20 protein-coding genes and 5 tRNA genes are annotated in these 22,670 nt (G+C 64.8%); 19 read left to right on the plus strand and 6 right to left on the minus strand.

Annotated features, from left to right (window positions below):
• Nucleotides 1–8: 8 nt before the first annotated feature.
• Nucleotides 9–1,367, minus strand: a complete 1,359-nt coding sequence (locus GZH52_RS01485) for a cyclic-di-GMP receptor FimW-related protein (protein WP_163314771.1) — start codon at nt 1,365–1,367, stop codon at nt 9–11.
• Between the two features lie 6 nt (nt 1,368–1,373).
• The gene (locus GZH52_RS01490; RefSeq protein ID WP_239057966.1) at nt 1,374–2,717 is read right to left on the minus strand and encodes an adenosylmethionine--8-amino-7-oxononanoate transaminase; all 1,344 of its coding nucleotides are present in this window, start codon (nt 2,715–2,717) and stop codon (nt 1,374–1,376) included.
• 256 nt (nt 2,718–2,973) lie between these two features.
• On the opposite strand from GZH52_RS01490, the gene GZH52_RS01495 reads away from it, so the two are divergent.
• From GZH52_RS01495 to GZH52_RS01510, 4 genes are all read left to right on the plus strand, one after another.
• Nucleotides 2,974–3,408: a pilin gene (locus GZH52_RS01495; RefSeq protein WP_163314773.1), complete on the plus strand. Its 435-nt coding sequence runs from the start codon at nt 2,974–2,976 to the stop codon at nt 3,406–3,408.
• A 58-nt stretch (nt 3,409–3,466) separates the two neighbouring features.
• Nucleotides 3,467–3,898, plus strand: coding sequence for a pilin (locus tag GZH52_RS01500; protein WP_163314774.1), 432 nt, complete (start codon nt 3,467–3,469; stop codon nt 3,896–3,898).
• A gap of 136 nt (nt 3,899–4,034) precedes the next feature.
• Entirely contained in the window at nt 4,035–6,029 is a 1,995-nt protein-coding gene (locus GZH52_RS01505) for an O-antigen ligase family protein (RefSeq protein ID WP_163314775.1), read from the plus strand.
• A 375-nt stretch (nt 6,030–6,404) separates the two neighbouring features.
• Entirely contained in the window at nt 6,405–8,177 is a 1,773-nt protein-coding gene (locus GZH52_RS01510) for a PglL family O-oligosaccharyltransferase (protein ID WP_163314776.1), read from the plus strand.
• Nucleotides 8,178–8,239: 62 nt separating this feature from the next.
• Here the strand turns inward: GZH52_RS01510 and rpoH are convergent, their stop codons facing one another.
• The 4 genes from rpoH to ftsY all read right to left on the minus strand — a co-directional run bounded on the left by rpoH (nt 8,240) and on the right by ftsY (nt 12,142).
• Nucleotides 8,240–9,085, minus strand: coding sequence for an RNA polymerase sigma factor RpoH (gene rpoH / locus GZH52_RS01515; RefSeq protein ID WP_163314777.1), 846 nt, complete (start codon nt 9,083–9,085; stop codon nt 8,240–8,242).
• A 239-nt stretch (nt 9,086–9,324) separates the two neighbouring features.
• Nucleotides 9,325–10,233, minus strand: a complete 909-nt coding sequence (ftsX, locus tag GZH52_RS01520) for a permease-like cell division protein FtsX (RefSeq protein ID WP_163314778.1) — start codon at nt 10,231–10,233, stop codon at nt 9,325–9,327.
• Nucleotides 10,230–10,880 carry a cell division ATP-binding protein FtsE gene (gene ftsE / locus GZH52_RS01525; protein WP_136551608.1) on the minus strand — a complete coding sequence of 217 codons (651 nt, stop codon included), beginning with the start codon at nt 10,878–10,880 and terminating at the stop codon, nt 10,230–10,232. Before ftsE ends, ftsX begins: the two co-directional genes overlap by 4 nt.
• A 26-nt stretch (nt 10,881–10,906) precedes the next feature.
• A complete protein-coding gene (gene ftsY, locus GZH52_RS01530) occupies nt 10,907–12,142 on the minus strand; it encodes a signal recognition particle-docking protein FtsY (protein WP_163314779.1) in 1,236 nt (411 codons plus the stop codon).
• A 170-nt stretch (nt 12,143–12,312) separates the two neighbouring features.
• Between ftsY and rsmD the strand changes: the two genes are divergently transcribed.
• The 15 genes from rsmD (at nt 12,313) to rpoB (ending at nt 22,670) form a co-directional block, all read left to right on the plus strand.
• On the plus strand, nt 12,313–12,870 hold the full coding sequence (gene rsmD / locus GZH52_RS01535; protein ID WP_163314780.1) for a 16S rRNA (guanine(966)-N(2))-methyltransferase RsmD: 558 nt from the start codon (nt 12,313–12,315) through the stop codon (nt 12,868–12,870).
• Nucleotides 12,871–12,948: 78 nt separating this feature from the next.
• On the plus strand, nt 12,949–13,200 hold the full coding sequence (locus GZH52_RS01540; protein ID WP_163314781.1) for a YfhL family 4Fe-4S dicluster ferredoxin: 252 nt from the start codon (nt 12,949–12,951) through the stop codon (nt 13,198–13,200).
• Nucleotides 13,201–13,339: 139 nt separating this feature from the next.
• A tRNA-Tyr gene (locus GZH52_RS01545) sits at nt 13,340–13,424 on the plus strand.
• Between the two features lie 46 nt (nt 13,425–13,470).
• Nucleotides 13,471–13,544, plus strand: a tRNA-Gly gene (locus GZH52_RS01550).
• Nucleotides 13,545–13,563: 19 nt separating this feature from the next.
• Nucleotides 13,564–13,638 (plus strand) — tRNA-Thr (locus GZH52_RS01555).
• Nucleotides 13,639–13,670: 32 nt separating this feature from the next.
• Entirely contained in the window at nt 13,671–14,861 is a 1,191-nt protein-coding gene (gene tuf, locus GZH52_RS01560) for an elongation factor Tu (protein ID WP_163314782.1), read from the plus strand.
• 11 nt (nt 14,862–14,872) lie between these two features.
• A tRNA-Trp gene (locus GZH52_RS01565) sits at nt 14,873–14,948 on the plus strand.
• A 62-nt stretch (nt 14,949–15,010) separates the two neighbouring features.
• Nucleotides 15,011–15,364: a preprotein translocase subunit SecE gene (gene secE, locus GZH52_RS01570; protein WP_163314783.1), complete on the plus strand. Its 354-nt coding sequence runs from the start codon at nt 15,011–15,013 to the stop codon at nt 15,362–15,364.
• A 2-nt stretch (nt 15,365–15,366) separates the two neighbouring features.
• Entirely contained in the window at nt 15,367–15,900 is a 534-nt protein-coding gene (nusG, locus tag GZH52_RS01575; RefSeq protein WP_163314843.1) for a transcription termination/antitermination protein NusG, read from the plus strand.
• Nucleotides 15,901–15,997: 97 nt separating this feature from the next.
• Nucleotides 15,998–16,429 (plus strand): 50S ribosomal protein L11, encoded by a 432-nt coding sequence (gene rplK, locus GZH52_RS01580; RefSeq protein WP_136555882.1) that lies wholly within the window; start codon nt 15,998–16,000, stop codon nt 16,427–16,429.
• Between the two features lies 1 nt (nt 16,430).
• Nucleotides 16,431–17,126, plus strand: coding sequence for a 50S ribosomal protein L1 (rplA, locus tag GZH52_RS01585; RefSeq protein WP_136555883.1), 696 nt, complete (start codon nt 16,431–16,433; stop codon nt 17,124–17,126).
• A 158-nt stretch (nt 17,127–17,284) separates the two neighbouring features.
• Nucleotides 17,285–17,359: transfer RNA gene (locus GZH52_RS01590), tRNA-Thr, on the plus strand.
• A gap of 79 nt (nt 17,360–17,438) precedes the next feature.
• A complete protein-coding gene (rplJ, locus tag GZH52_RS01595; protein WP_136555884.1) occupies nt 17,439–17,936 on the plus strand; it encodes a 50S ribosomal protein L10 in 498 nt (165 codons plus the stop codon).
• Between the two features lie 40 nt (nt 17,937–17,976).
• Complete coding sequence (gene rplL, locus GZH52_RS01600; protein WP_136555885.1) at nt 17,977–18,342, plus strand: 50S ribosomal protein L7/L12; 366 nt, start codon at nt 17,977–17,979, stop codon at nt 18,340–18,342.
• 152 nt (nt 18,343–18,494) lie between these two features.
• Nucleotides 18,495–22,670 (plus strand): DNA-directed RNA polymerase subunit beta, encoded by a 4,176-nt coding sequence (gene rpoB / locus GZH52_RS01605; RefSeq protein WP_163314784.1) that lies wholly within the window; start codon nt 18,495–18,497, stop codon nt 22,668–22,670.

Below are 22,670 nucleotides of genomic sequence, written 5' to 3' on the forward strand. Positions count from 1 at the left end.
AGCACCGGCTAAGCGCCTGCGCGGTGTTCGATCAGCTGGTAGAGCGGCGTCTGCCGCGCGACGCGCAGCGGGTAGGCGCGCGCGCGCACGCCGTGGCCGACCAAGAGGCACGGCGCGAGGCGGTTGAACACTCGCCCGGCGAGCAGCACCAGCGGCGGATGCTGAGGGTGCTCGAGCGAGAGCGCGAGCTGCGAGCGGCCGCTCTTCGGCTCGACCACCATCAGCGGCTCGACGCGGCGCGCGACGATCTCCAGGCCGACGCGGGTGTCCATGTCGTCGCCGTAACGCACCCAGCGCACCAGCGCGCCCTGCCAGTTTTGCCCGCGCGCGCGCCACAGCACGAATTCGCCGGCACGCAGCGCGTGGCCCGGTGCGCTGCCGGCGAGCGACAGGCCGCTGCCGCTCAGGTCGACCACCGTCAGGTTGACTGGTGAGGCCGGCGCCGGCCGCTGCAGCAGCCGCGCGCGGTGTTCGAGTTCTTCCTCGTCGTGGCCGGTATCCGGGAAGTGCCAGCGCCCGCCGTTGGCAAGGTGCCAGCAGGCAGCGAGCCCGGCGACCAGCTCGACGCTGCCGCGCCCCCTCTCGCGCACCTCGCGGCGCATCGGCCGGCTGCGCAGGTCGGTCAGCAGCGTCTGGTAGAGTTCGGCGTCGTCCTGCGCGTCGGCCGTGCCCTCGCGGGCCAGGCTCAGCGAGCGCTCGCGCAGCCAGTCGGCCAGCGCCGCGGTGTCGAGCAGCGGGGGCGTGCCCGGCATGAGGCCCAACAGCGGCGAGACCTGCACCGCTAGCGCGGCGAGCTTGTGCTGCTGCGCGGGCGAGAGGCGCTGGGTGTCGACCATGCCGATCAGGCGCAGCGCCTTGTAGGCGAGCGCGTCCGCGTCGACGTTCAGCTCCCCGGCGAGCCGATGCAGCGCGTGCGCGTTGTCCCAAAAGTCGTCCGGCAGCGGGTGGTAACCGGTGAGGTGGGCGAGCGCGACGTCCTGCATCGCCAGCTGCGCGGTGCCGATCACATGTGATGCGCGCGTGCTGTCGTGCGCGCGCAGCGCCTCGTCCACCGCGCGGAGCAACACGGCGAGCCGCCCCTGCGCGAGCCGCCTGGCGAGCCACGCCGCCTCGCGGGCGCGCGGCGCGGTCGAGAGTTCGCGCAGGCGCAGCTCGCCCTGCAGCCATTCGGCCGCCTGCGCGCACGCGTCCTGCAGCGCGGCGTAACGGTTCAGCCGCTCAACCGGCGGCAGCGGCGCCGCGGCCAGCGTCTCCAAAAGGCCGGGCAGCGTGCGCGAGAGCACCGCCGGCGGCGAGCGCAACGCGTCGTCGCACTGCAGCGCGAAGTCGGGCGGAGTGGCGGACAGCAGGGCAGGGAGCAGCAGCATGCGGGTCTACGGTAGTGCGACTGCGGTGGTCTGCGCGCCTGCCGGCAGCGCGTCCAGCACGCCGGTAAGCGCATCGGCCAGCGCGGCCATCTCGGCGGCGCTCACCACATACGGCGGCATCAGGTAGACGGTCTGCCCGATCGGCCGCAACAAGAAGCCCGCCGCGAGCATCCGCTCGAAACAGAGCCCGGCAAAACCCGCCGGCGCGCAGGGCACGTCGAACGCCCAGATCTGCCCGGTGTGGCGGAAGCCCTTCACCGCCGGGTGGGCGGTGAGCGGTGCGAGCGCCGCGCTGATCTCTTTTTCGCGTACGCGGTTGCGCGCGAGCACGTCGTCGGACTCGAAAATGTCGAGCACGGCAAGCGCGGCAGCGCACGCCGCCGCGTTGCCGGTGTAGCTGTGCGAGTGCAAAAAGCCGCGGGTGACGTCGTCGTCGTAGAACGCCGCGTAAATGTCGTCGGTCGACAGCACGCAGGAGAGCGGCAGCGTGCCGCCGGTGATGCCCTTGGAGAGGCATAACAAATCGGGGCGGATGCCGGCCTGCTCACACGCGAACAGCGTACCGGTGCGCCCGAAGCCGACCGCGATCTCGTCGGCGATCAGGTGCACGCGGTAGCGGTCGCACAGCGTGCGTGCCTGGCGCAGGTATTCGGCGTCGTACATCACCATGCCTGCAGCGCCCTGCACCAGGGGCTCGACGACAAGCGCGGCGATCTCGTGGTGGTGCTTGGACAGCAGGTTGTCTAGCGACACCGCCGCGCGGCGCGCCACATCTGCTGCGCTCTCCCCTGCGCGCGCCTGCCGTGCGTCAGGGGTCGGTACCGTGAAGTTTTGCCGGATCAGGGGCGCGTAGGTAGCGGAAAACAGCGGCACGTCGGTCACCGCCAGCGCGCCGGCGCTCTCGCCGTGGTAGCTGCCCGTAAGCGACACGAAACGGGTCTTAGTCGGCTCGCCCATGTTCTTCCAGTAATGGAAGCTCATCTTCAGCGCGATCTCGGTGGCCGAGGCGCCGTCCGACGCGTAAAAGGCGTGCCCGAGGCCGGTGAGCGCGGCGAGCCGCTCGGAGAGCTCGACCACCGGGCGGTGGGTGAAGCCCGCCAGCATCACGTGGTCGAGCGTCTCCAGCTGGCGCACGATGGCGGCGCGGATACGCTGCTCCTTGTGGCCGAACAGGTTGACCCACCACGACGACACCGCATCCAGGATGCGCCGCCCGTCGAAGTCGACGAGGTAGGCGCCGTCGGCGGAGGCCACCGGCACGATGGGCAGCGACTCGTGCCGTTTCATCTGCGTGCACGGGTGCCAGACGGCGGCGCGGCTGCGCGCCAGGTAGTCTTGGTTGTCGCTCAACGTGCGCTCCCTGCGGATGGATGGCGGCATCTTAGCATGCCGCCGCCGGCCGTCTGCGCCCGCCGGCCAATGTTGATCCAGCGCAAGTGCGGTGTAGGTTTCCCGCCACAAGTCGCCGGTCATGCGGTAGCATCCTATAAATGGCGTTTGCATTTAACGGGGGGTTTCTGCCAGTGTTGCTGACAGATGCTGCGCAAGGCACCAACGTCATGGCAAAATGCCGGCACACGAAGCAGACGCTTGGCATAATTTGCGTATGCAAAAAGGTTACACTCTGATCGAGCTGATGATCGCGGTCGCCATCATCGGCATCCTTGCCGCGGTCGCCATCGTCGCGTATGTGGACTACAGCCGGCGCGCGCAGGTCGCGGCCGCGCTGTTCGAGACCGAGCCGATGCGCCGTGCGATCGACGTACAGCACGCGACGGGTGAGGGCTGGCCACAGGGCAACGCGTCGGCAGGCTTCGCCGGCTACCAGAGCCACACCATCGCGCAGGTCGCGGTGCAGCCAGCTGCCGGCGCGCGGCCCATGACGCTGGAAGTGACGCTTGCGGCGCCCTGGGTCGCCAGCGGCGCGAAGCTCGAGCTGTACCCGGACAGCGCGAGCGGCGGCTACAACTGGCGCTGCAGCAGCGACCGGGCCAAGAATCTGTTCGCCTTGCTGCCGGCCAGTTGCCGGGACGGCGGTTAGGCAAGTAGTACCCTTTGAAAAACGGCAGCGGTTCTTATTCACCTGGGAGGTTAGCAACATGAAACGTGTACAACAGGGCTTTACCCTGATCGAACTGATGATCGTGGTGGCGATCATCGGTATTCTCGCGGCAGTCGCGATTCCGGCGTATCAGAACTACACGGCTAAAGCGAAAATTTCGGCATCGCTCGCTGAGCTGGCTGCAGCTAAAACACCTATCGAAGTAGCCCTTAATGAAGGGACAGATGTCACTGATGCCACTTCTTTGGCAGCTGTGGGTGTTGCATCTGCTACTGGCAATTGCAACATTTCCATCACTAAAGCAAATAATGCCTACACGCTGAAGTGCGATGTGCAAAAGGCGCCGACGTCTTTAGGTACTCCTAAGGTCGCTCTGACTAGGACTGCTTCTGGTGTGTGGAATTGCTCCACTACGGTCACTGCCGATTATTCGCCTAAGGGTTGTACCGCAGGTGCGACCATTAACTAATGATTTAAAATGAAACAAGGTAGTGCGTAGGGTGGATTAGCCGCCACGCGGCGTAACCCTTCGTCTATGTTGATCAAGACACCACCTTCGGGTGGTGTCTTACCATCCAGCCCTTCCGGTTTTTCCCATGAACCGAATGTCGTCCGTCCTAGCTGCGCCGCTGGCCGCCGGGCCTGTGCTTCCCTTGTCCGCGCTGCCGGTTGCCCTTCTCGCCATCCTGCCGTTCCTGTTGTGGTTGCGCTTCGCACCGGATGGCGACCTGCTCGCCAACGCGCTGGCACTGCTGCTGGCGGTTGCCCTGGTACTCGCCTGCCTGCCGCGGATGGGGGGCGAACTGGTACTGCGCCCGGGTTTGCTTGCGGCGGCGGCGCTGACGCTGGCTGCCTTGCCGGCGCTCGCCGGCGCGCCTTACCCGGGCGTCGCACTCGGGCAACTGGCGACGGTGTGGCTGGCGGCGCTCGCCGCGCAGGCGGTGGCGACCCTGCCGCGCGGCGCGGTGCTCGCTGCCTTGGCTTGGGGGCTGTTCGCCGGCGGTGTGCTGCAACTGTTGATCGGCGCCGCGCAGGTGTTCCAGCTGGCGCAGCCGTGGGGCTTGTGGTTTGTGGTGTCGGACGGACTGGGCACGCTGTTCGGCAACCTTGCCCAGCGCAACCAGTATGCCAACTACCTGACGCTCGCGCTGGTATCGCTTTGCTGGCTCGTCGCGCGCCGGCGCCTGCCGGCGTGGCTGTTCGTATTGCTGGCAGCGCTGTTTGCGTTGTTCCTGGCGTGGTCGGCGTCGCGGCTGGTGATCGTCTTCGCGCTGGGGTTGAGCTTGCTGGCGGCGGGGCTGTATCTGGCCGGCCGCCGCGCCCTCACCCCCGCCCTCACCCCCGGCCCCTCTCCCGCCAGTGGGAGAGGGGAGGGCATCGTGGAGTATTTGCCGGCAGATCCTTCTACCGCTGGCGGGAGTGGGGCGTGCAGGGTGGATCGTTTACCGGCAGGAAGCGGGCCGACAGTTCCTTCTCCCGCAGGCGGGAGAAGGTGGCGCGCAGCGCCGGATGAGGGCTCGGCGCTCACCCGCATGGCGGCCGCGCTCGGCTTCGCCATCGTACTGATCGCGCTGTGCCAGTTGTTTACCAGCCAGATCAACGCGGGGCTGTCCCTGCTCGGCCTGCCGGTCGACCTGCAAAGCGGCGCCGGGCGCTTCATGGATGGCGGCTTTGGCGCGCGCCGCTGGATCGAGTGGCAGAAGGCGTGGCAGGTATTCGTCGCCCACCCGCTGACCGGTGTCGGCCTCGGCGGTTACGCCGCGCAGTCGGTCGTGCTGGAGCCTGCGTTCGCCGGCGAGTGGTCCGAGAGCTGGCTGTTCACCCACTGCCACAGCATCGTGCTGCAGCTGCTCGCCGAAACCGGCCTCACCGGCACGCTGGCGGTGGCGGTGGCGCTCATGTGGGCGTTTTTGCCGTGGTTCCGGCGGCAGAACATCGGCGCCGACGCGCTGCTGGTGCTCGGCCTCGCGCTGGTGCTGCTCGGGCACAGCCTGCTCGAGTACCCGCTGTGGTACGCGAGCTTCCTGATGGTGTTCGCGGTGCTGGTCGGCGTCAGCCCCGCCGCCGGCTGGGCGTTGCCGGTGCGCGCGTCCTTGCGCCGCGTCGGCGCGCTGCTGCTGGTGCTGGTCATCGCCGGCCAGACGCTCATCGGCGTGACGCATTACTTCGACTGGGTGAAGTGGGTGGTGCCGAGCAGCGACGCGCGCGAGAACAAGGCGCGCATCGAGGCGCTGCTTGTGCAGGGCGCGAACCCGTCGTGGAGCTACGACGCCGACCAGTTGCTGTCGAACTACCTGGGCGGCGACGCCGCGCACCTCATGCTCAAGCAGCCGCTGTTCGAGCGCCTCGCCGCATACCGGCCGTATCCGGCGACGCTGACCAAGCTTGCCATGCTGCGCGCGCACGCGGGCGACGCAGCGGGGGCCCGCGACGCGCTGCGCCGCGCGGTCGCCGCTTACCCGGCGACGGTACCGGGCATCGCGGAGACCCTCGCGCAGGAAAAAGCCCCAGCGCTGGCACCCCTGCAGGCGATGGCCGCGCGCGCGCATGAGGCCTACCAGCAGCACGGCCCACTCGCTGCCGCACGCACGGTGCGCTGACGGACGTTGTCTATCGGTGTGCCGTTGCCGGCGCCGTCGTTGGATGCCTTCTCCCGCCAGCGGGAGAAGGTGGCGCGCAGCGCCGGATGAGGGCGCAGCCCCGCCACCCTCACCCCCGGCCCCTCTGCTGCCAGCAAGGGGGGGTTAGCCTCTAGGAGGCGTAACCCACCACCACACAAAGCCATTTTGCGGGATGGCGTTTTAATCGCGGCTTTGCCCGCCGCGTCTAATGGTGGGTTACACAGCCCATTCCCGCGCGCCGCTTCGCTTGCCGTGCCTATCGGTGGGTTACGCCGACGTTGTCGGCTAACCCACCCTACACGGCCACATGGGTACGTTACAATATCCGCCTTGTCTGATTTCCCCTTGCACAACATGCAATCAAGATCCCTGCTGGCAGGCTTGGCGCTGGCCCTGTGGGCGGCCGTCGCCGCCGTGCCGTTTCTGTCGCGCATCCATTACCTGCCGCTGCCGCAATGGTTCGGCGAGATGAACGTGGTGTGGCTGACGCACGCCGCCCTGTTGCCGCTGGCGCTGCGTGACGGTTTGTCGGCCTTTGGCGCGCTGCCGCGCACCACGCTGTGGCTATTGTTGCTGGCGCTCGTGTGGGCTGTGCAGCCCCTGTGGGTGCCACTGGCCTTTCCGGGGCTGAACGCGGCCACCGCCTGGGCGTTCGTGCTGCTTGCGCTGCTTGGCCTGCTCACGCAGCGGCTGCGCGAGATCTACGGCGACGAGGCGGTGTACCTGCGCTTCGCGCAGGCGCTGCTGGTCGGCACCGTGCTGCAGAGCTTGATCGGCTTCGCGCAGGTGACCGGCCTCGCGCAGGTGATGGGCGGCGTGCTGTTTTACGATGCGGCGCACCCGACCAGCAATGTGTTCGGCCACCTCGGCCAGCGCAACCAGTACGCGCACTACCTGGCGTGGGGGGGCGCCGCAGCGGCCTACCTGTGGGCGCGGCGCAGGCTGGGTACCTGCTGGGCGGTGGCGGCGGTGGCGTGGCTCGCGCTCTCCATGGCGTGGGCGGGGTCGCGCACGGTGCTGCTCTACGCGGCGGCGTTCCTCGCGCTGGCGCTCATCTGGGCGCTGCGGGTGCGCGACGCGGAGGGGCGGCGCTTTGCGGGCGCCTTGGCGGCGGCGGCGTTTGCCGTGATCGCGTTGCAGTTTGCGCTGCCGTGGGTGAACCAGCTGTTCGCCGGCGGCGCCGTGGAGAGTGGGGTCGAACGCATCGCGGCTGCGGGCGGCGAGGGGATGAACTCGCGCCGTTTCGCCGAGTGGCACAAGGCGTGGCTGGTGTTCGGCGATTACCCGCTGTTCGGCGCCGGCTGGTCGCAGTTTGCCGCGCACAGCGTCGCCCTGCAGATGCGGCCCGAGTTTGCCGAGGCAGCGTTCAATAGCGGGCTGTTTGCCAACAGCCACAACCTGGTGCTGCAGCTATTGGCCGAGACCGGCGTGGTCGGTACCGGCGCGGTGCTGCTGGGCTTCGCTTGGCTCATGTGGCCGTTCTTTGGCCGAGGCATGGCGGCGCGCCACCTACTGCCGGTGGCGATGCTGGCGGTCACGCTGATCCACAGCCAGGTCGAGTATCCGCTGTGGTATCTGTACTTTCCGGCGGTGGCGGTGGTCGCGCTGTCGCTGTCTCCCGCGCCTTCGCTGCGCGCGCCGCTTGTTGTAAAGCTGGGGCTAGCGGGGCTGATGCTTATGCTTGTCTGGTTGTCGGTCGCAGCGTGGCCGCGTTACCGCGAGCTGGTCAGCCTCTACACGCCGCCCTACAACGCCGAGCTGCGCGCCAGGAACCAGACGCGGCTCGCCGCGATCGTCGAAAACGAACCGATGTTCGCCTTCCACGCGCTGAACACGCTGGACAACTACCTGCGGGCCGACCGCGAGCAGCTGCAGCAAAAGCGCGCGTGGATGACGCGGCTTGCCGCGTTTCGCCCCTACCCGGACGTACTGCTGAAGAAGGCGCAACTCGAGGCACTGGCGGGCGACACGGCGCAGGCGCGGCAGACACTGGCGTACGCGCTCGCGTCGTTCCCGACCTACGCGCCGCGCTTCATGGCGACACTCGCCGGCAGCGAGCCCGCGTGGACGGTGCTGTACGAGGATGCCAGCGCGGCGCGCGCGCGGCTGCCCGAGCGTTACCGCTAAGGAAGCGGGCATGCAAAACGGCGACCCATCGGGTCGCCGTTTTTTACGGGAGGCGTAGCGGCTTACGCGGCTAGCGCGGCCTTCATCTTCTGCAGTGCCTTCGCCTCGATCTGGCGGATGCGCTCGGCGGATACGCCGAATTCGGCGGCCAGCTCGTGCAGCGTCGCGCCGCTGTCGTCGGCCAGCCAGCGTGCCTCGACGATGCGGCGGCTGCGCGCGTCAAGCGACGCGAGCGCCTCGTGCAGGCCTTCGCTCTGCAGGCGGTCGACCGCCTTCTTCTCGATCTGGCGCACCGGCTCGTGCTCGCTGTCGGCGAGCCAGTCGATCGGCGCGTAGCCGTCGTCGTCACCGTCGTCGGCCAACAGCGCGATGTCCTGCCCGGTCATGCGGGTTTCCATCTCCAGCACTTCTTCGGGCTTGACGCCGAGGTCTTCGGCGATCTCGCGCGCCTCGCTGTCGGACAGCGCCGACATGTTCTTCTTCATGCTGCGCAGGTTGAAGAACAGCTTGCGCTGCGGCTTGGTGGTCGCGATGCGCACCAGGCGCCAGTTGCGCAGGATGAATTCGTGGATTTCGGCCTTGATCCAGTGCACGGCGAACGAGAACAGACGCACGCCGCGGCTGGGTTCGAAACGCTTGACGGCCTTCATCAGGCCGATATTGCCTTCCTGGATCAGGTCGGCCTGCGGCAGGCCGTAGCCGGCGTAGCCGCGTGCAATCGACACCACCACGCGCATGTGCGACATCACCAGGCGGCGGGCCGCCTCGAGGTCGTTCTGGTCGTGGTAGCGGGTCGCCAGCTCGGACTCTTCTTCCTGCGTCAGCATGGGCAGGCGGTTGACGGCCTGAATGTACTGCTCGAGGCTGCCGGTGCTGGAAGGTACGGGCAAAGCGAAAGTAGCGCTCATGTGGAAACTGTCCTCCTAGTCTCGAATTCCGATGTTAGCACTCGGGATTAGTGAGTGCCAAGCAACGGAAGTTCCTCTTAGCATGAATGTTTTTTATCGCCCGATAGCGCGGGAGAGGGGTGGCGCTCTGGCAGGCGGGGGGGCAAACCGGCCGGAAAATCAGCGTGGCCTTGCGGTACACGGGCCATCCAAGCCGGTTTCGACGCCGCATCGTCGATGCGCAGATCGTGATCAGGTACTCAGTGCGCGCGCACCTGCCGCAGGTGGTGGTCGGTCGCGAGCCGGGCGCCGCTGACCGCCAGTAGCGCGGAAAGGCCGGTGAGCGCGGCCAATTCGCCTGCCGTCAGCCCGCGCAGCGCGAGCTGTTCGTTGTAGAGGCGGGCGAAGTCGGCGAGCACAGGGTTGGCGGCGGCGATCAGCCAGCTCGACAGCCCCCACGCGGCCAGCGCGGCGAGCACGCCCTGCCACAGTGCGTGGTAGAGGAAGGGGCGGCGGATGAAGTTGTCGGTCGCGCCGATCAGCTTGGAGATCTCGATCTCGTCGCGGCGGGCGAGGATCTGCATGCGGATGGTGTTGTGGGTGACCAGCACCAGCGCCAGCGCAAAGGCCGAACCCAATAGCAGCGTCAGCTGGCCGCCCAGCGAGATCAGGCCGGCGAGCTTCTGCGCCCACGCCGCGTCGAACTGCACCTCGGCGACCATCGGCAGGCCGGCGATCTCCTTTTGCAGGCGGTCGAGTTCGGCGGCGTCCAGTGTGGCGGGCTTGACGACGAAGGCGTCCGGCAGCGGGTTGCCGTCCAGCCCCTCGGCCATGCCGGTGACGCCGCTACGCGCCTCCAGTTCGGCGAGCGCCTGCTGCTTGTCGACGAAGGTGGATTGTCCGACGCGCGGATGCTGCTTGAGCGAGCTTGCGACGGCGGCGATGTCGGCCGGTTCGCTCGCCATCTCCATGAACACGGTCAGCTCGGGGGTGACGTCGATCTTGCCGCTCCACTGCTGTACGCCCTGCACGACCAGATAAAGCGCGACCGGCAGGCTGAGCGCGAGCGAGAGCATCGCGAGGTTGAGCAGGCTGGCGATCGGCGCGCGCGCGGTGCGCTTGAGTGCCAACAGCGCGCTTTGCGCGTGCAGGAACAGGTAGTGTTTCATGCGAACTGTCCTTCCCTGAGGCGGATGATGCGCCTGCCGTAGTCTTCCATCAGCGTCTCGTCGTGCGCGGAAATCAGCACGGTGACGCCGACCTGATGGAAGGACTTGAACAGCTCCATGATGTCGAGCGCGTACGCGCGGTCGAGGTTGGCCGATGGTTCGTCGGCCAGCAGGATGGCAGGGCGGTGCACCACGGCGCGCGCGATGCACAGCCGCTGCTGCTCGCCGCCGGACAGGCCGACCGGCATCGATTTCTCGCGCCCGGCGAGGCCGACCTTGTCGAGCGCGGCGCGCACGCGGCGCGCGGCGTCGCGGCGGTCGAAGCCGATGATGTCCAGCGGCAGCACCACGTTGTCGAACACGCTCCTGTCGTACAGGATCTTGTGGTCCTGGAACACGATGCCGATATGCTGGCGCACGTAGGGCAGCTGGCTGGCGCGCAGGCGGCTCAGGTTCTGGCCGTTGACCAGCACGTTGCCGCTGGTCGCGCGGTCGATGCCTGCAACCAGCTTGAGCAGCGTCGACTTGCCGGCGCCGGAGTGCCCGGCGAGGAACACCATCTCGCCGGCGTCGATCTGGAAGGACAGGTTCTTCAGCGCGTCGAAGCCGCCGGGGTAGCGCTTGCTGACCTGGTCGAATTTGATCATGGGCGTCATGGGCTGCGGCACCCGTGCTAATCAAACAGCGCGTCGACGTAGTCGCGAGCGCTGAACGGGCGCAAGTCGTCGATGCTCTCGCCGACGCCGACAAAGCGTAGCGGCACCGGACGCTGCTTGGCGATCGCGGCGATCACGCCGCCCTTGGCCGAGCCGTCGAGCTTGGAGAGGATCAGGCCGGTCAGCCCCAGCGCGTCGTCGAAGGCCTTCACCTGCGTCACGGCATTCTGCCCGGTGTTGGCGTCGATCACCAGCATCACCTCGTGCGGGCCGTCCGGGATCGCCTTCTGGATCACCCGCTTCACCTTCTTGATCTCTTCCATCAGGTGCAGCTGGGTCGGCAGGCGACCGGCGGTGTCGGCGAGCACCACGTCGATGCCGCGCGCCTTGGCTGCCTGGATCGCGTCGAAGCAGACCGCGGCGGCGTCGCCGCCTTGCTGCGCGATCACGGTGACGTTGTTGCGCTCGCCCCACGCCATCAGTTGTTCGCGCGCGGCGGCGCGGAAGGTGTCGCCGGCGGCGAGCATCACCTTCTTGCCCTGCGACTGGTAGTACTTGGCGAGCTTGCCGATCGAGGTGGTTTTGCCGGCGCCGTTGACGCCGGCCATCATGATCACGAAGGGCTGCTTGCCCTCGACGCTCAGCGGCTGTTCGAGCGGGCCGATCAGCTCGAGCAGGGAATCCTTGAGCGCGCCCTTGAGCTCGGACGCGTCCTTCAGCCCCTTCAGCGACACGCGCTCGCGCACGTCGCCCAGCAGGTGCATGGTCGCGTCGACGCCCATGTCTGCGGTAAGCAGCACCGTCTCCAGTTCTTCGTACAGGTCCTCGTCGATCTTGCCGCCGCCGAACAGGCCGGCCAACTGCTTGCCGAGCTTGCTGCGCGTCTTGGCAAGGCCGGCCTTCAGCCGTTCGGTCCAGCTGAGCTTGCGCTCGGGCACCGCTTGAGCGTCCGGCTCGGCGGGCGCGCTGGGCGCTGGGGCCGGTGCCTCGGGGAGCTCGATAGGGACAGCGGCTGGTGCCGGCACCGCATGGCCGGCATCAGGCGCCGGTGCGCTGGTAGGCGGTAATTCGTCACGCTCGTATGCGGCAACAGGTTCGGCGACGGGCACGGGCTGTGCAGGCGTTACCGCCGGTACGGGTTCCGGTACCGGCGCCGTGGTGTCTGGCGCCTGGATGGGCGCGGTTTCAGGCGTCGCAGGCGCGTTGGCCTGCGGCGCGTTGTCCTTGGGTTTTCGCTTGAAGAAACTGAACATGCTTCGGCTGTACTCGATCGTGGAGCAGGGATTGTAGCGTATTCAGGCTGGGTGTCGCCCATGGCCGGCAATCACGCCAGAAAAAACATATATAAGGTTGCGCTTGTCCGACAAAGCCTGCACAAGCGGCCGCTTCAGGGTAAACTTGCCGGCTTGCAACAGGAGGGGTTATGGGCGAGTACCGCAACAAGGTCCGCGTGATCGCCGGCAAGTACCGCCGGCGCCAACTGGCGTTTCCGGACGTGGATGGCCTGCGGCCGACGCCGGACCGCGTGCGCACGACCCTGTTCAACTGGCTGGGTGCCGAACTGGACGGGCTGGTGTGTCTGGACCTGTTCGCCGGCAGCGGCGCGCTGGGCTTCGAGGCCGCGTCGCGCGGCGCGCGCCGAGTTGTGATGGTCGAACGCGACCGCAGTGCGCTCACGCTGCTCAAGGACAACCGGCGCATGCTCGGTGCAGACGAGATCGACGTGGTCTCGGGCGACGCACTCGCCTACCTGCGCGGCGCGCGCGAGCGCTTCGACCTGGTGTTCCTCGACCCGCCCTTCGGGCTGGACCTGTTGCCCGCGCTGTTGCCCTTGTTGCCGGGTCTGCTCGCGCCCGGTGCGCGCGTCTACCTCGAGGCGGCCAGGTTGCCGGACCTGGCCGGCTGGCGTGTGCTGAAGCAGGGCTCGGCCGGCGCGGTGCGCTACGCGCTGGTCGAAGCGGATGTTGCCGAGCCGGCATAAACGTATAACGGCGCCTTCCTTGCCCGGGCGCAGGGAGGGTGACAAAATCGTGAAACGCAAATAGTTGAGGGAATTGCTATGTCTTTGATGATTACCGACGAATGCATCAATTGCGACGTCTGCGAACCGGAGTGCCCCAATAACGCGATCTCGCAAGGGGAGGAGATCTACGTGATCGACCCCAACCTGTGCACGCAATGCGTCGGCCACTATGACGAGCCGCAGTGCCAGCAGGTGTGCCCGGTCGACTGCATCCCGCTCGACCCGAACCACGTCGAGTCGCAGGACGAGCTGTACCAGAAGTACCTGATCATCACCGGCAAGGCCTAAGTGGCTGATCTTTCGCGGGTTTCGGGGGCGGGTTGTCGTCTTTTACCGGGTAAATGGCTGAAAAAGGCAGTTTTCCGAAAAAAATCCGCGAAAAGTGTTGACGGTGAAAAAAGGGGTCTGTAGTATTCGGGTCTCTTCAGGAGGGATTCCCGAGCGGTCAAAGGGATCAGACTGTAAATCTGACGGCACTGCCTTCGAAGGTTCGAATCCTTCTCCCTCCACCAGAATAAAGATTATCTTGGCGACGTGAAGACATGCGGCGCGTGATAAGCGGGTGTAGCTCAATGGTAGAGCAGAAGCCTTCCAAGCTTATGACGAGGGTTCGATTCCCTTCACCCGCTCCAGGATATTAAGTAGTTGCAGGCCCATGTAGCTCAGGGGTAGAGCACTCCCTTGGTAAGGGAGAGGTCGGCGGTTCAATTCCGCCCATGGGCACCAATTCAACCTTGTTTAGTTTCAGGGATACTGCCATGGCTAAGGAAAAGTTCGAGCGGACCAAACCGCACGTAAACGTTGGCACCATCGGTCACGTTGACCATGGTAAGACCACTCTGACTGCTGCGATCACCACCATTCTGTCGAAGAAGTTCGGTGGCGAAGCCAAGGATTACTCGCAAATCGACAGCGCGCCGGAAGAGAAGGCCCGCGGTATTACCATTAACACCGCGCACGTCGAGTACGAAACCGAAACCCGTCACTACGCTCACGTTGACTGCCCGGGTCACGCTGACTACGTGAAGAACATGATCACCGGTGCTGCCCAGATGGACGGCGCGATTCTGGTGTGCTCGGCCGCTGACGGTCCGATGCCGCAGACCCGCGAACACATCCTGCTGGCTCGCCAGGTGGGCGTTCCGTACATCATCGTCTACCTGAACAAGTGCGACATGGTCGACGACGAAGAGCTGCTGGAACTGGTCGAAATGGAAGTGCGCGAGCTGCTGTCTTCCTACGACTTCCCGGGCGACGACCTGCCGCTGGTCAAGGGTTCCGCGCTGAAAGCGCTGGAAGGCGACCAGTCCGACATCGGCGAACCGTCGATCTTCCGTCTGGCTGACGCGCTGGACAGCTACATCCCGACGCCTGAGCGTGCTGTGGACAAGCCGTTCCTGCTGCCGATCGAAGACGTGTTCTCGATCTCCGGCCGCGGTACCGTGGTGACCGGTCGCGTCGAGCGCGGCATCGTCAAAGTCGGCGAAGAAATCGAAATCGTCGGCCTGAAGGCAACCGCCAAGACCACCTGTACCGGCGTGGAAATGTTCCGCAAGCTGCTGGACCAGGGTCAGGCTGGTGACAACGTCGGCGTGCTGCTGCGCGGCACCAAGCGTGAAGAAGTCGAGCGTGGTCAGGTCCTGGCGAAGCCGGGTTCCATCACCCCGCACACCAACTTCACCGGCGAGATCTACGTGCTGAGCAAGAACGAAGGTGGCCGTCACACCCCGTTCTTCGCGAACTACCGCCCGCAGTTCTACTTCCGTACCACGGACGTGACTGGCGCGATCAGCCTGCCGGAAGGCGTTGAAATGGTGATGCCGGGTGACAACGTTTCGATCACCGTCGAACTGATCGCCCCGATCGCGATGGAAGAAGGTCTGCGTTTCGCGATCCGCGAAGGTGGCCGTACCGTCGGCGCCGGCGTGGTTGCAAAGATCATCAAGTGATCTAAGGTTTTAGGCCAGTAGCTCAATTGGTAGAGTATCGGTCTCCAAAACCGAGGGTTGGGGGTTCGAGACCCTCCTGGCCTGCCAAATAAGACTAACCGGCGATTTTCGCCGGTTAGTCTTTTGTCGCATCTGCAGCGGGAATTTATATGGAAATGCAAGACAAGATGAAGCTGGCGCTGGCCGGTCTGCTCGTTGCCGCCGGTGTCGCGGGCTTCTACCTGGTGCCGGAAGGGCAGGGCTTGTTGCGTGCGCTCGCGTTTGTCGCCGGTCTGGCGATGGCGGTCGGCGTGCTGTGGGTGTCGACCCCGGGCCGCGAATTTGTCGCGTACGCGCACGAGTCGGTTGCCGAAGCCAAGAAGGTGGTGTGGCCGACCCGCAAGGAAGCGACGCAGATGACCGGTCTGGTATTTGTCTTCGTCACTCTTCTTGCGCTCTTCATGTGGCTGGTCGATTCTTCGTTGACCTGGTTCTTTTACGATCTGATTCTTAAGCGGGGTTGATGATGGCCAAACGCTGGTATGTGGTTCACGCTTACTCCGGTTTCGAGAAGAGCGTGCAAAAGGCTTTGCGCGAGCGCATCGACCGCTCCGAAATCGCCGACCTGTTCGGTCAGGTGCTGGTGCCGGTCGAGGAGGTGGTCGACATGAAGAACGGCCGCCGCTCGATCACCGAGCGCAAGTTCTTCCCGGGTTACGTGCTGGTCGAGATGGACATGACCGACGACAGCTGGCACCTGGTGAAGAGCACGCCGAAAGTCACCGGCTTTATCGGCGGTACCGCCAACCGTCCGGCGCCGATCTCGGCGCGCGAGGTCGAGGCCATCATGCAGCAGATGCAGGAGGGCGTCGAAAAGCCGCGTCCGAAGGTGCTGTTTGAGGTGGGCGAGAAAGTGCGCGTGACCGATGGTCCGTTCAACGACTTCAACGGCACCGTCGACGAGGTCAACTACGAACGCAACAAGCTGCGCGTCTCCGTGCAGATCTTCGGCCGCGACACGCCGGTCGAACTCGATTTCAACCAGGTCGAGAAAATCTGATTTTCGCTTGGTAAATCAATTGGGTGCGTGTATAATCACGCGCTCTTGTTGGGGAGCGACACTTTCGTGTCGCGTTTTACCCGTTTAGGAGCTAATTGTGGCAAAGAAAATCATCGGCTTTATCAAGCTGCAAGTGCCGGCCGGCAAGGCCAACCCGTCGCCGCCGATCGGTCCGGCGCTGGGTCAGCGCGGTCTGAACATCATGGAATTCTGCAAGGCGTTCAACGCCCAGACCCAGGGTATGGAACCCGGTCTGCCGATTCCGGTGGTGATCACTGCTTACGCGGACAAGTCCTTCACCTTCGTGATGAAGACCCCGCCGGCTTCGATCCTGCTGAAGAAGGCCGTTGGCCTGAAGAGCGGCTCGAGCAAGCCGAACACCGACAAAGTCGGCAAGATTACCCGCGCACAGCTGGAAGAAATCGCCAAGACCAAGCAGCCTGACCTGACTGCCGCTGATCTGGACGCTGCTGTTCGCACCATCGCGGGTTCCGCCCGTTCCATGGGTCTGATCGTGGAGGGTGTGTAACATGGCGAAGATTTCCAAGCGTCTGAAGGCCCTGAAGGCCGGTGTTGACCGCAACCAGCTGTACGTCGTTGACCAGGCCATCTCCATGGTCAAGTCCGCTGCGACCGCCAAGTTCGACGAGTCGATCGACGTGGCTGTGAACCTCGGCGTTGACCCGCGTAAATCCGACCAGGTCGTGCGTGGTTCCGTCGTGCTGCCGCGCGGTACCGGCAAGTCGGTCCGCGTTGCCGTGTTCGCACAGGGTGCCAACGCTGAAGCCGCCAAGGCTGCCGGTGCAGAGATCGTCGGTTTCGACGACCTGGCCGAGCAAGTGAAGGCCGGCAACCTGGACTTCGACGTGGTGATCGCTTCCCCGGACGCGATGCGCGTGGTTGGCCAGCTGGGTCAGATCCTCGGCCCGCGTGGCCTGATGCCGAACCCGAAAGTTGGTACCGTGACCCCGAACGTCGCCGAGGCCGTGAAGAACGCCAAGGCTGGTCAGGTTCAGTACCGTACCGACAAGTCGGGCATCATTCACGCGACCATCGGCCGCGCTTCTTTCGAAGAAGCCGCGCTGCGCGAGAACCTGGGCGCACTGGTTGAAGCTCTGCAGAAGGCCAAGCCGGCTGCATCCAAGGGCGTCTACCTGAAGAAGATCGCCGTATCCAGCACGATGGGCGTGGGCGTTCGCGTCGACGTCGCTTCGCTGACCGCCTAATTGGTGGTTTCGGGCGGGCCGCTCCGGTCCGCCTGCTAAAAGGCTTTGGGCTGGCGGGTAACCGCCAGAGTGTCAAAGACCGTAGGAGTCCATCGGACTTAATCGCCGGCAACGGTATCCTACGCAGATGGTACCCGAAAAGAAGGCTTCAAAATGAGGCCCATGTAGCTCAGGGGTAGAGCACTCCCTTGGTAAGGGAGAGGTCGGCGGTTCAATTCCGCCCATGGGCACCAGTTCTCTGAATGTCTCCTGAATAGGTCGCCGCTGCAAGAGGGGCAGGCAACTGTCTCATTTCAGTCTAGGAGGTAGACCTTGAGTCTCAATCTTGAAGATAAAAAGGCGGTAGTAGCCGAGGTGTCTGCCAAGCTGGCCGACGCACAGACGCTCGTCATCGCCGAATATCGGGGTATTGAGGTTGGTAGCATGACCAAGCTGCGCGCCCAGGCGCGTGAGCAGGGTGTGTACCTGCGCGTTCTGAAGAACACGCTGGTGCGCCGTGCTGTAGCGGATACCGCGTTTGCCGGTCTGGCTGACCAGATGGTCGGTCCGCTGGTTTACGGTATCTCTGCAGATCCGGTCGCTGCCGCCAAAGTACTGCATCAGTTTGCCAAGGCTGACGACAAGATCGTCATCAAGGCAGGTTCCTACGAAGGCAAGGTGCTGGACGCTGCTCAGGTTGCTGAGCTGGCTTCGATCCCGAGCCGCGAAGAACTGCTGTCCAAGCTGCTCTATGTCATGAAGGCACCGCTGTCGGGCTTCGCCCGCGGTCTGGCCGCTCTGGCAGAGAAGAAGCAAGCCGAAGCTGCTTAACCCTAATTGATTCACTGAACAGAATTCAGGAGATTTTCACATGGCTATTACCAAAGAAGACATCCTCGAGGCCGTTGCTGGTCTGACCGTGATGGAACTGAACGACCTGGTCAAGGCGTTCGAAGAGAAGTTTGGCGTTTCCGCCGCTGCTGTTGCTGTTGCCGCTGGTCCGGCTGCTGCTGCTGCTGAAGAGAAGACCGAGTTCGACGTGATCCTGTCCGCCGCTGGCGACAACAAGGTGAACGTGATCAAGGTTGTCCGTGCTCTGACCGGCCTGGGCCTGAAGGAAGCCAAGGACATGGTTGACGGCGCGCCGAAGACCCTGAAAGAAGGCATCTCCAAGGCTGAAGCTGAAGACATCGTCAAGCAGCTGACCGAAGCTGGCGCCAAGGCAGAAATGAAATAATCTTCCGTAAGGAAGATTGAAGGGGCTGGCGGAGCAATCCGCCAGCCTTGTTGCGCTTGTGGTGGGTAAGAGCCGAGTCACTAAAAGCCAGCATCCCGAGCGCGGCTGTTGACTTTTGGTTACTTGCGCCACCACACCTCGATGGAGACTCTATGAGTTATTCGTTTACTGAGAAGAAGCGTATTCGTAAAAGTTTTGCGAAACGTGCCAGCGTTCTCGACGTCCCATTCCTGTTGGCGACCCAGATCGATTCGTATACCGATTTCCTCCAACTGGGTGTGCCGCTGGATCAGCGCAAGGATACGGGTCTGCAAGCGGCGTTCAAGTCGATCTTCCCGATCGTCAGCCACAACGGGTACGCCAGCCTTGACTTCGTCCACTACGTGCTGGGCGAGCCGCCGTTCGACGTGCAGGAGTGCCAGCTGCGCGGCATCACCTTTGCCGCGCCGCTGCGCGCGCGCATCCGGCTGACCATCCTCGACAAGGAGTCCTCCAAGCCGGTGGTGAAGGAGGTGCGCGAGAACGAAGTCTACATGGGTGAAATCCCGCTGATGACCGCGAACGGCTCGTTCATCATCAACGGCACCGAACGCGTGATCGTCTCCCAGCTGCACCGCTCGCCGGGCGTGTTCTTCGAGCACGACCGCGGCAAGACGCACTCGTCGGGCAAGCTGCTGTTCTCCGCCCGCGTGATTCCGTACCGCGGCTCGTGGCTGGACTTCGAGTTCGACCCGAAAGACCACCTGTACTTCCGTATCGACCGTCGCCGCAAGATGCCGGTGTCGATCCTGCTGAAGGCGCTGGGTTACACCGACGAGCAGATCCTGGCCGAGTTCTACAGCTTCGATACCTTCTTCCTGACCGAAGACGGCGTGCGCCTGAAGGTCGTGCCGGAGCGCCTGAAGGGCGAGCTGGCCAAGGCCGACATCGTCGCCGCCGACGGCAAGCTGATCGTCGCCAAGGACAAGCGGATCACCGCTAAGACCGTGCGCGACCTGGCGACCGCGGGTATCGAGAGCATCGAGGTGCCGTTCGACACGCTGGTGGGCAAGGTGCTGGGCAAGGCTGCGGTCAACCCGGAAACCGGCGAAGTGCTGGCGCGTGCCAACGAAGAGATCACCGAAGAGCTGCTGGCCAAGCTGGACATCCACAGCGTGCCGGAAATCCAGGTGCTGTACACCAACGACCTGGACCAGGGTGCGTACATCTCGCAGACGCTGCGCTCGGACGACACCGAGACCCAGCTCTCCGCGCGCGTCGCGATCTACCGCATGATGCGCCCGGGCGAACCGCCGACCGAGGACGCCGTGGAAGCGCTGTTCCAGCGCCTGTTCTTCGACGAGGACACCTACGACCTGTCGCGCGTCGGCCGCATGAAGTTCAACACGCGCACCTACGACTACAAGTTCGACGACAAGTCGCCGGAGTGGTTCAGGCAGCTGATCGGCGAGAAATTCGCCGGCCGTAACGGCACCACCGCCGGCATCCTGTCGACCGAAGACATCGTGTCGGTGATCGCGATCCTGACCGAACTGCGCAACGGCCGCGGCGAAGTCGACGATATCGACCACCTGGGCAACCGCCGCGTGCGTTCCGTCGGCGAACTGGCCGAGAACCAGTTCCGTGCCGGTCTCGTGCGTGTCGAGCGTGCGGTGAAGGAACGCCTGAACCAGGCCGAGTCCGACAACCTGATGCCGCATGACCTGATCAACGCCAAGCCCGTCTCGGCCGCGATCAAGGAATTCTTCGGCTCCAGCCAGCTGTCGCAGTTCATGGACCAGACCAACCCGTTGGCCGAAGTGACGCACAAGCGCCGCGTCTCGGCACTGGGGCCGGGCGGCCTGACCCGCGAGCGCGCCGGCTTCGAAGTGCGCGACGTGCATCCGACCCACTACGGCCGCGTGTGCCCGATCGAAACGCCGGAAGGTCCGAACATCGGCCTGATCAACTCGCTGTCCGTGTTCGCACGCACCAACGAGTTCGGTTTCCTGGAAACCCCGTACCGTCGCGTGATCGACGGCAAGGTGACGATGCAGATCGATTACCTGTCGGCGATCGAGGAAGGCCGCTACGTCATCGCGCAGGCGAACGCCACGCTGGACGAAGAGGGCAAGCTGATCGACGAGCTGGTGACCTGCCGTGAAACCGGCGAAACCATCCTGGCGACGCCCGACCGTGTCGAGTACATGGACGTGGCGACCGGCCAGGTGGTATCGGTGGCGGCCTCGCTGATTCCGTTCCTCGAGCACGACGACGCGAACCGCGCGCTGATGGGCGCGAACATGCAGCGTCAGGCCGTACCGTGCCTGCGCCCGGAAAAACCGTTCGTCGGTACCGGCATCGAGCGTTCGGTGGCAGTCGACTCGGGTACCACCGTCGTCGCCCGCCGTGGCGGCGTGGTCGACTATGTCGACGCGAACCGCGTGGTGGTGCGCGTGAACGACGAAGAGGCGACCGCAGGTGAAGTGGGTGTGGATATCTACAACCTGACCAAGTTCACCCGCTCCAACCAGAACACCAACATCAACCAGCGTCCGGTGGTGAAGGTGGGCGACCAGATCGCGCGTGGCGACGTGGTGGCCGACGGTGCGTCGACCGACCTGGGCGAGCTCGCGCTCGGCCAGAACATGACCATCGCGTTCATGCCGTGGAACGGTTACAACTACGAGGACTCGATCCTGATCTCGGAGAAGCTGGTCGCCGAAGACCGCTACACCTCGATCCATATCGAAGAACTCAACGTGGTCGCCCGTGACACCAAGCTGGGGCCGGAAGAGATCACCCGCGACATCCCGAACCTGTCCGAACGCATGGCAGGCCGCCTGGATGAAGCCGGTATCGTCTACATCGGCGCCGAAGTCGAAGCCGGCGACGTGCTGGTCGGCAAGGTGACCCCGAAGGGCGAAACCCAGCTGACCCCGGAAGAGAAGCTGCTGCGCGCGATCTTCGGCGAGAAGGCGTCCGACGTGAAGGACACCTCGCTGCGCGTGCCGACTGGCATGGTCGGCACCGTAATCGACGTGCAGGTGTTCACCCGCGAAGGCATTGATCGCGACAAGCGCGCGCAGTCGATCATCGACGCCGAGCTCAAGCGTTACCGCCTTGACCTGAACGACCAGCTGCGCATCTTCGAAAACGACGCGTTCAGCCGTATCGAACGCCTGATCGTCGGCAAGGTGGCTAACGGCGGTCCGAAGCGTCTGCCCAAGGGCACCGAAGTCAGCCGCGAGTACCTGACCGAACTGCCGTCCAAGCACGACTGGTTCGACATCCGCATGGCCGACGAGGACGTCGCCAAGCAGCTCGAACTGATCAAGGAGAGCCTGTCGGTCAAGCGCGAGGAATTCGACCTGCGCTTCGAGGACAAGAAGCGCAAGCTGACCCAGGGCGACGAACTGCCGCCGGGCGTGCAGAAGATGGTCAAGGTGTACATCGCCGTCAAGCGCCGCCTGCAGGCAGGTGACAAGATGGCCGGCCGTCACGGTAACAAGGGTGTGGTTTCGCGCATCCTGCCGGTCGAAGACATGCCGTACATGGCCGACGGCCGTCCGGTCGACATCGTGCTGAACCCGCTGGGCGTACCGTCGCGTATGAACATCGGCCAGATTCTCGAAGTCCATCTGGGCTGGGCCGCCAAGGGCATCGGTGAGCGCGTCAACCGCATGCTGAAGGAACAGCGTTCGGTCGGCGAGATCCGCGAGTATCTGGACAAGGTCTACAACGGCACCGGCAAGCCGGAAGACATCGCCAGCCTGAGCGACGACGAGGTGCTGAACCTCGCCCAGCATCTGCGCCGCGGCATGCCGTTCGCGACGCCGGTGTTCGACGGTGCCAAGGAAGCGGAAATCCGCCAGATGCTCGACCTCGCGTATCCGGACGAAGACCCGCACACCCAGCAACTGGCGTTCAACGCGTCGAAGACGCAGATGACCCTGTTCGACGGCCGCTCCGGCGAAGCCTTCGACCGCAAGGTCACCGTCGGCGTGATGCACTACCTGAAGCTGCACCACCTGGTCGACGACAAGATGCACGCCCGTTCGACCGGCCCGTACTCGCTGGTGACCCAGCAGCCGCTGGGCGGTAAGGCGCAGTTCGGTGGCCAGCGCTTCGGTGAGATGGAAGTGTGGGCGCTGGAAGCCTACGGCGCCGCTTACACGCTGCAGGAAATGCTGACCGTGAAGTCCGACGATGTGACCGGCCGTACCAAGGTCTACGAAAACATCGTCAAGGGTGAACACAAGATCGAAGCAGGCATGCCGGAATCCTTCAACGTGTTGGTGAAGGAAATCCGCTCGCTGGGCCTCGACATCGATCTGGAACGCTATTGA

The sequence above is a fragment of the Crenobacter caeni genome, from assembly GCF_010435965.1.
Lineage (GTDB): Bacteria > Pseudomonadota > Gammaproteobacteria > Burkholderiales > Chromobacteriaceae > Craterilacuibacter > Craterilacuibacter caeni.

What these genes read in the sequence shown, in the direction of transcription:
- GZH52_RS01485 (WP_163314771.1), bottom strand. Translation starts at nt 1,367, where the DNA reads ATGCTGCTGCTCCCTGCCCTGCTGTCCGCCACTCCGCCCGACTTCGCG.
- GZH52_RS01495 (WP_163314773.1), top strand. Translation starts at nt 2,974, where the DNA reads ATGCAAAAAGGTTACACTCTGATCGAGCTGATGATCGCGGTCGCCATC.
- GZH52_RS01500 (WP_163314774.1), top strand. Translation starts at nt 3,467, where the DNA reads ATGAAACGTGTACAACAGGGCTTTACCCTGATCGAACTGATGATCGTG.
- GZH52_RS01505 (WP_163314775.1), top strand. Translation starts at nt 4,035, where the DNA reads ATGTCGTCCGTCCTAGCTGCGCCGCTGGCCGCCGGGCCTGTGCTTCCC.
- GZH52_RS01510 (WP_163314776.1), top strand. Translation starts at nt 6,405, where the DNA reads ATGCAATCAAGATCCCTGCTGGCAGGCTTGGCGCTGGCCCTGTGGGCG.
- rpoH (WP_163314777.1), bottom strand. Translation starts at nt 9,085, where the DNA reads ATGAGCGCTACTTTCGCTTTGCCCGTACCTTCCAGCACCGGCAGCCTC.
- ftsX (WP_163314778.1), bottom strand. Translation starts at nt 10,233, where the DNA reads ATGAAACACTACCTGTTCCTGCACGCGCAAAGCGCGCTGTTGGCACTC.
- ftsE (WP_136551608.1), bottom strand. Translation starts at nt 10,880, where the DNA reads ATGATCAAATTCGACCAGGTCAGCAAGCGCTACCCCGGCGGCTTCGAC.
- ftsY (WP_163314779.1), bottom strand. Translation starts at nt 12,142, where the DNA reads ATGTTCAGTTTCTTCAAGCGAAAACCCAAGGACAACGCGCCGCAGGCC.
- rsmD (WP_163314780.1), top strand. Translation starts at nt 12,313, where the DNA reads ATGGGCGAGTACCGCAACAAGGTCCGCGTGATCGCCGGCAAGTACCGC.
- GZH52_RS01540 (WP_163314781.1), top strand. Translation starts at nt 12,949, where the DNA reads ATGTCTTTGATGATTACCGACGAATGCATCAATTGCGACGTCTGCGAA.
- tuf (WP_163314782.1), top strand. Translation starts at nt 13,671, where the DNA reads ATGGCTAAGGAAAAGTTCGAGCGGACCAAACCGCACGTAAACGTTGGC.
- secE (WP_163314783.1), top strand. Translation starts at nt 15,011, where the DNA reads ATGGAAATGCAAGACAAGATGAAGCTGGCGCTGGCCGGTCTGCTCGTT.
- nusG (WP_163314843.1), top strand. Translation starts at nt 15,367, where the DNA reads ATGGCCAAACGCTGGTATGTGGTTCACGCTTACTCCGGTTTCGAGAAG.
- rplA (WP_136555883.1), top strand. Translation starts at nt 16,431, where the DNA reads ATGGCGAAGATTTCCAAGCGTCTGAAGGCCCTGAAGGCCGGTGTTGAC.
- rplL (WP_136555885.1), top strand. Translation starts at nt 17,977, where the DNA reads ATGGCTATTACCAAAGAAGACATCCTCGAGGCCGTTGCTGGTCTGACC.
- rpoB (WP_163314784.1), top strand. Translation starts at nt 18,495, where the DNA reads ATGAGTTATTCGTTTACTGAGAAGAAGCGTATTCGTAAAAGTTTTGCG.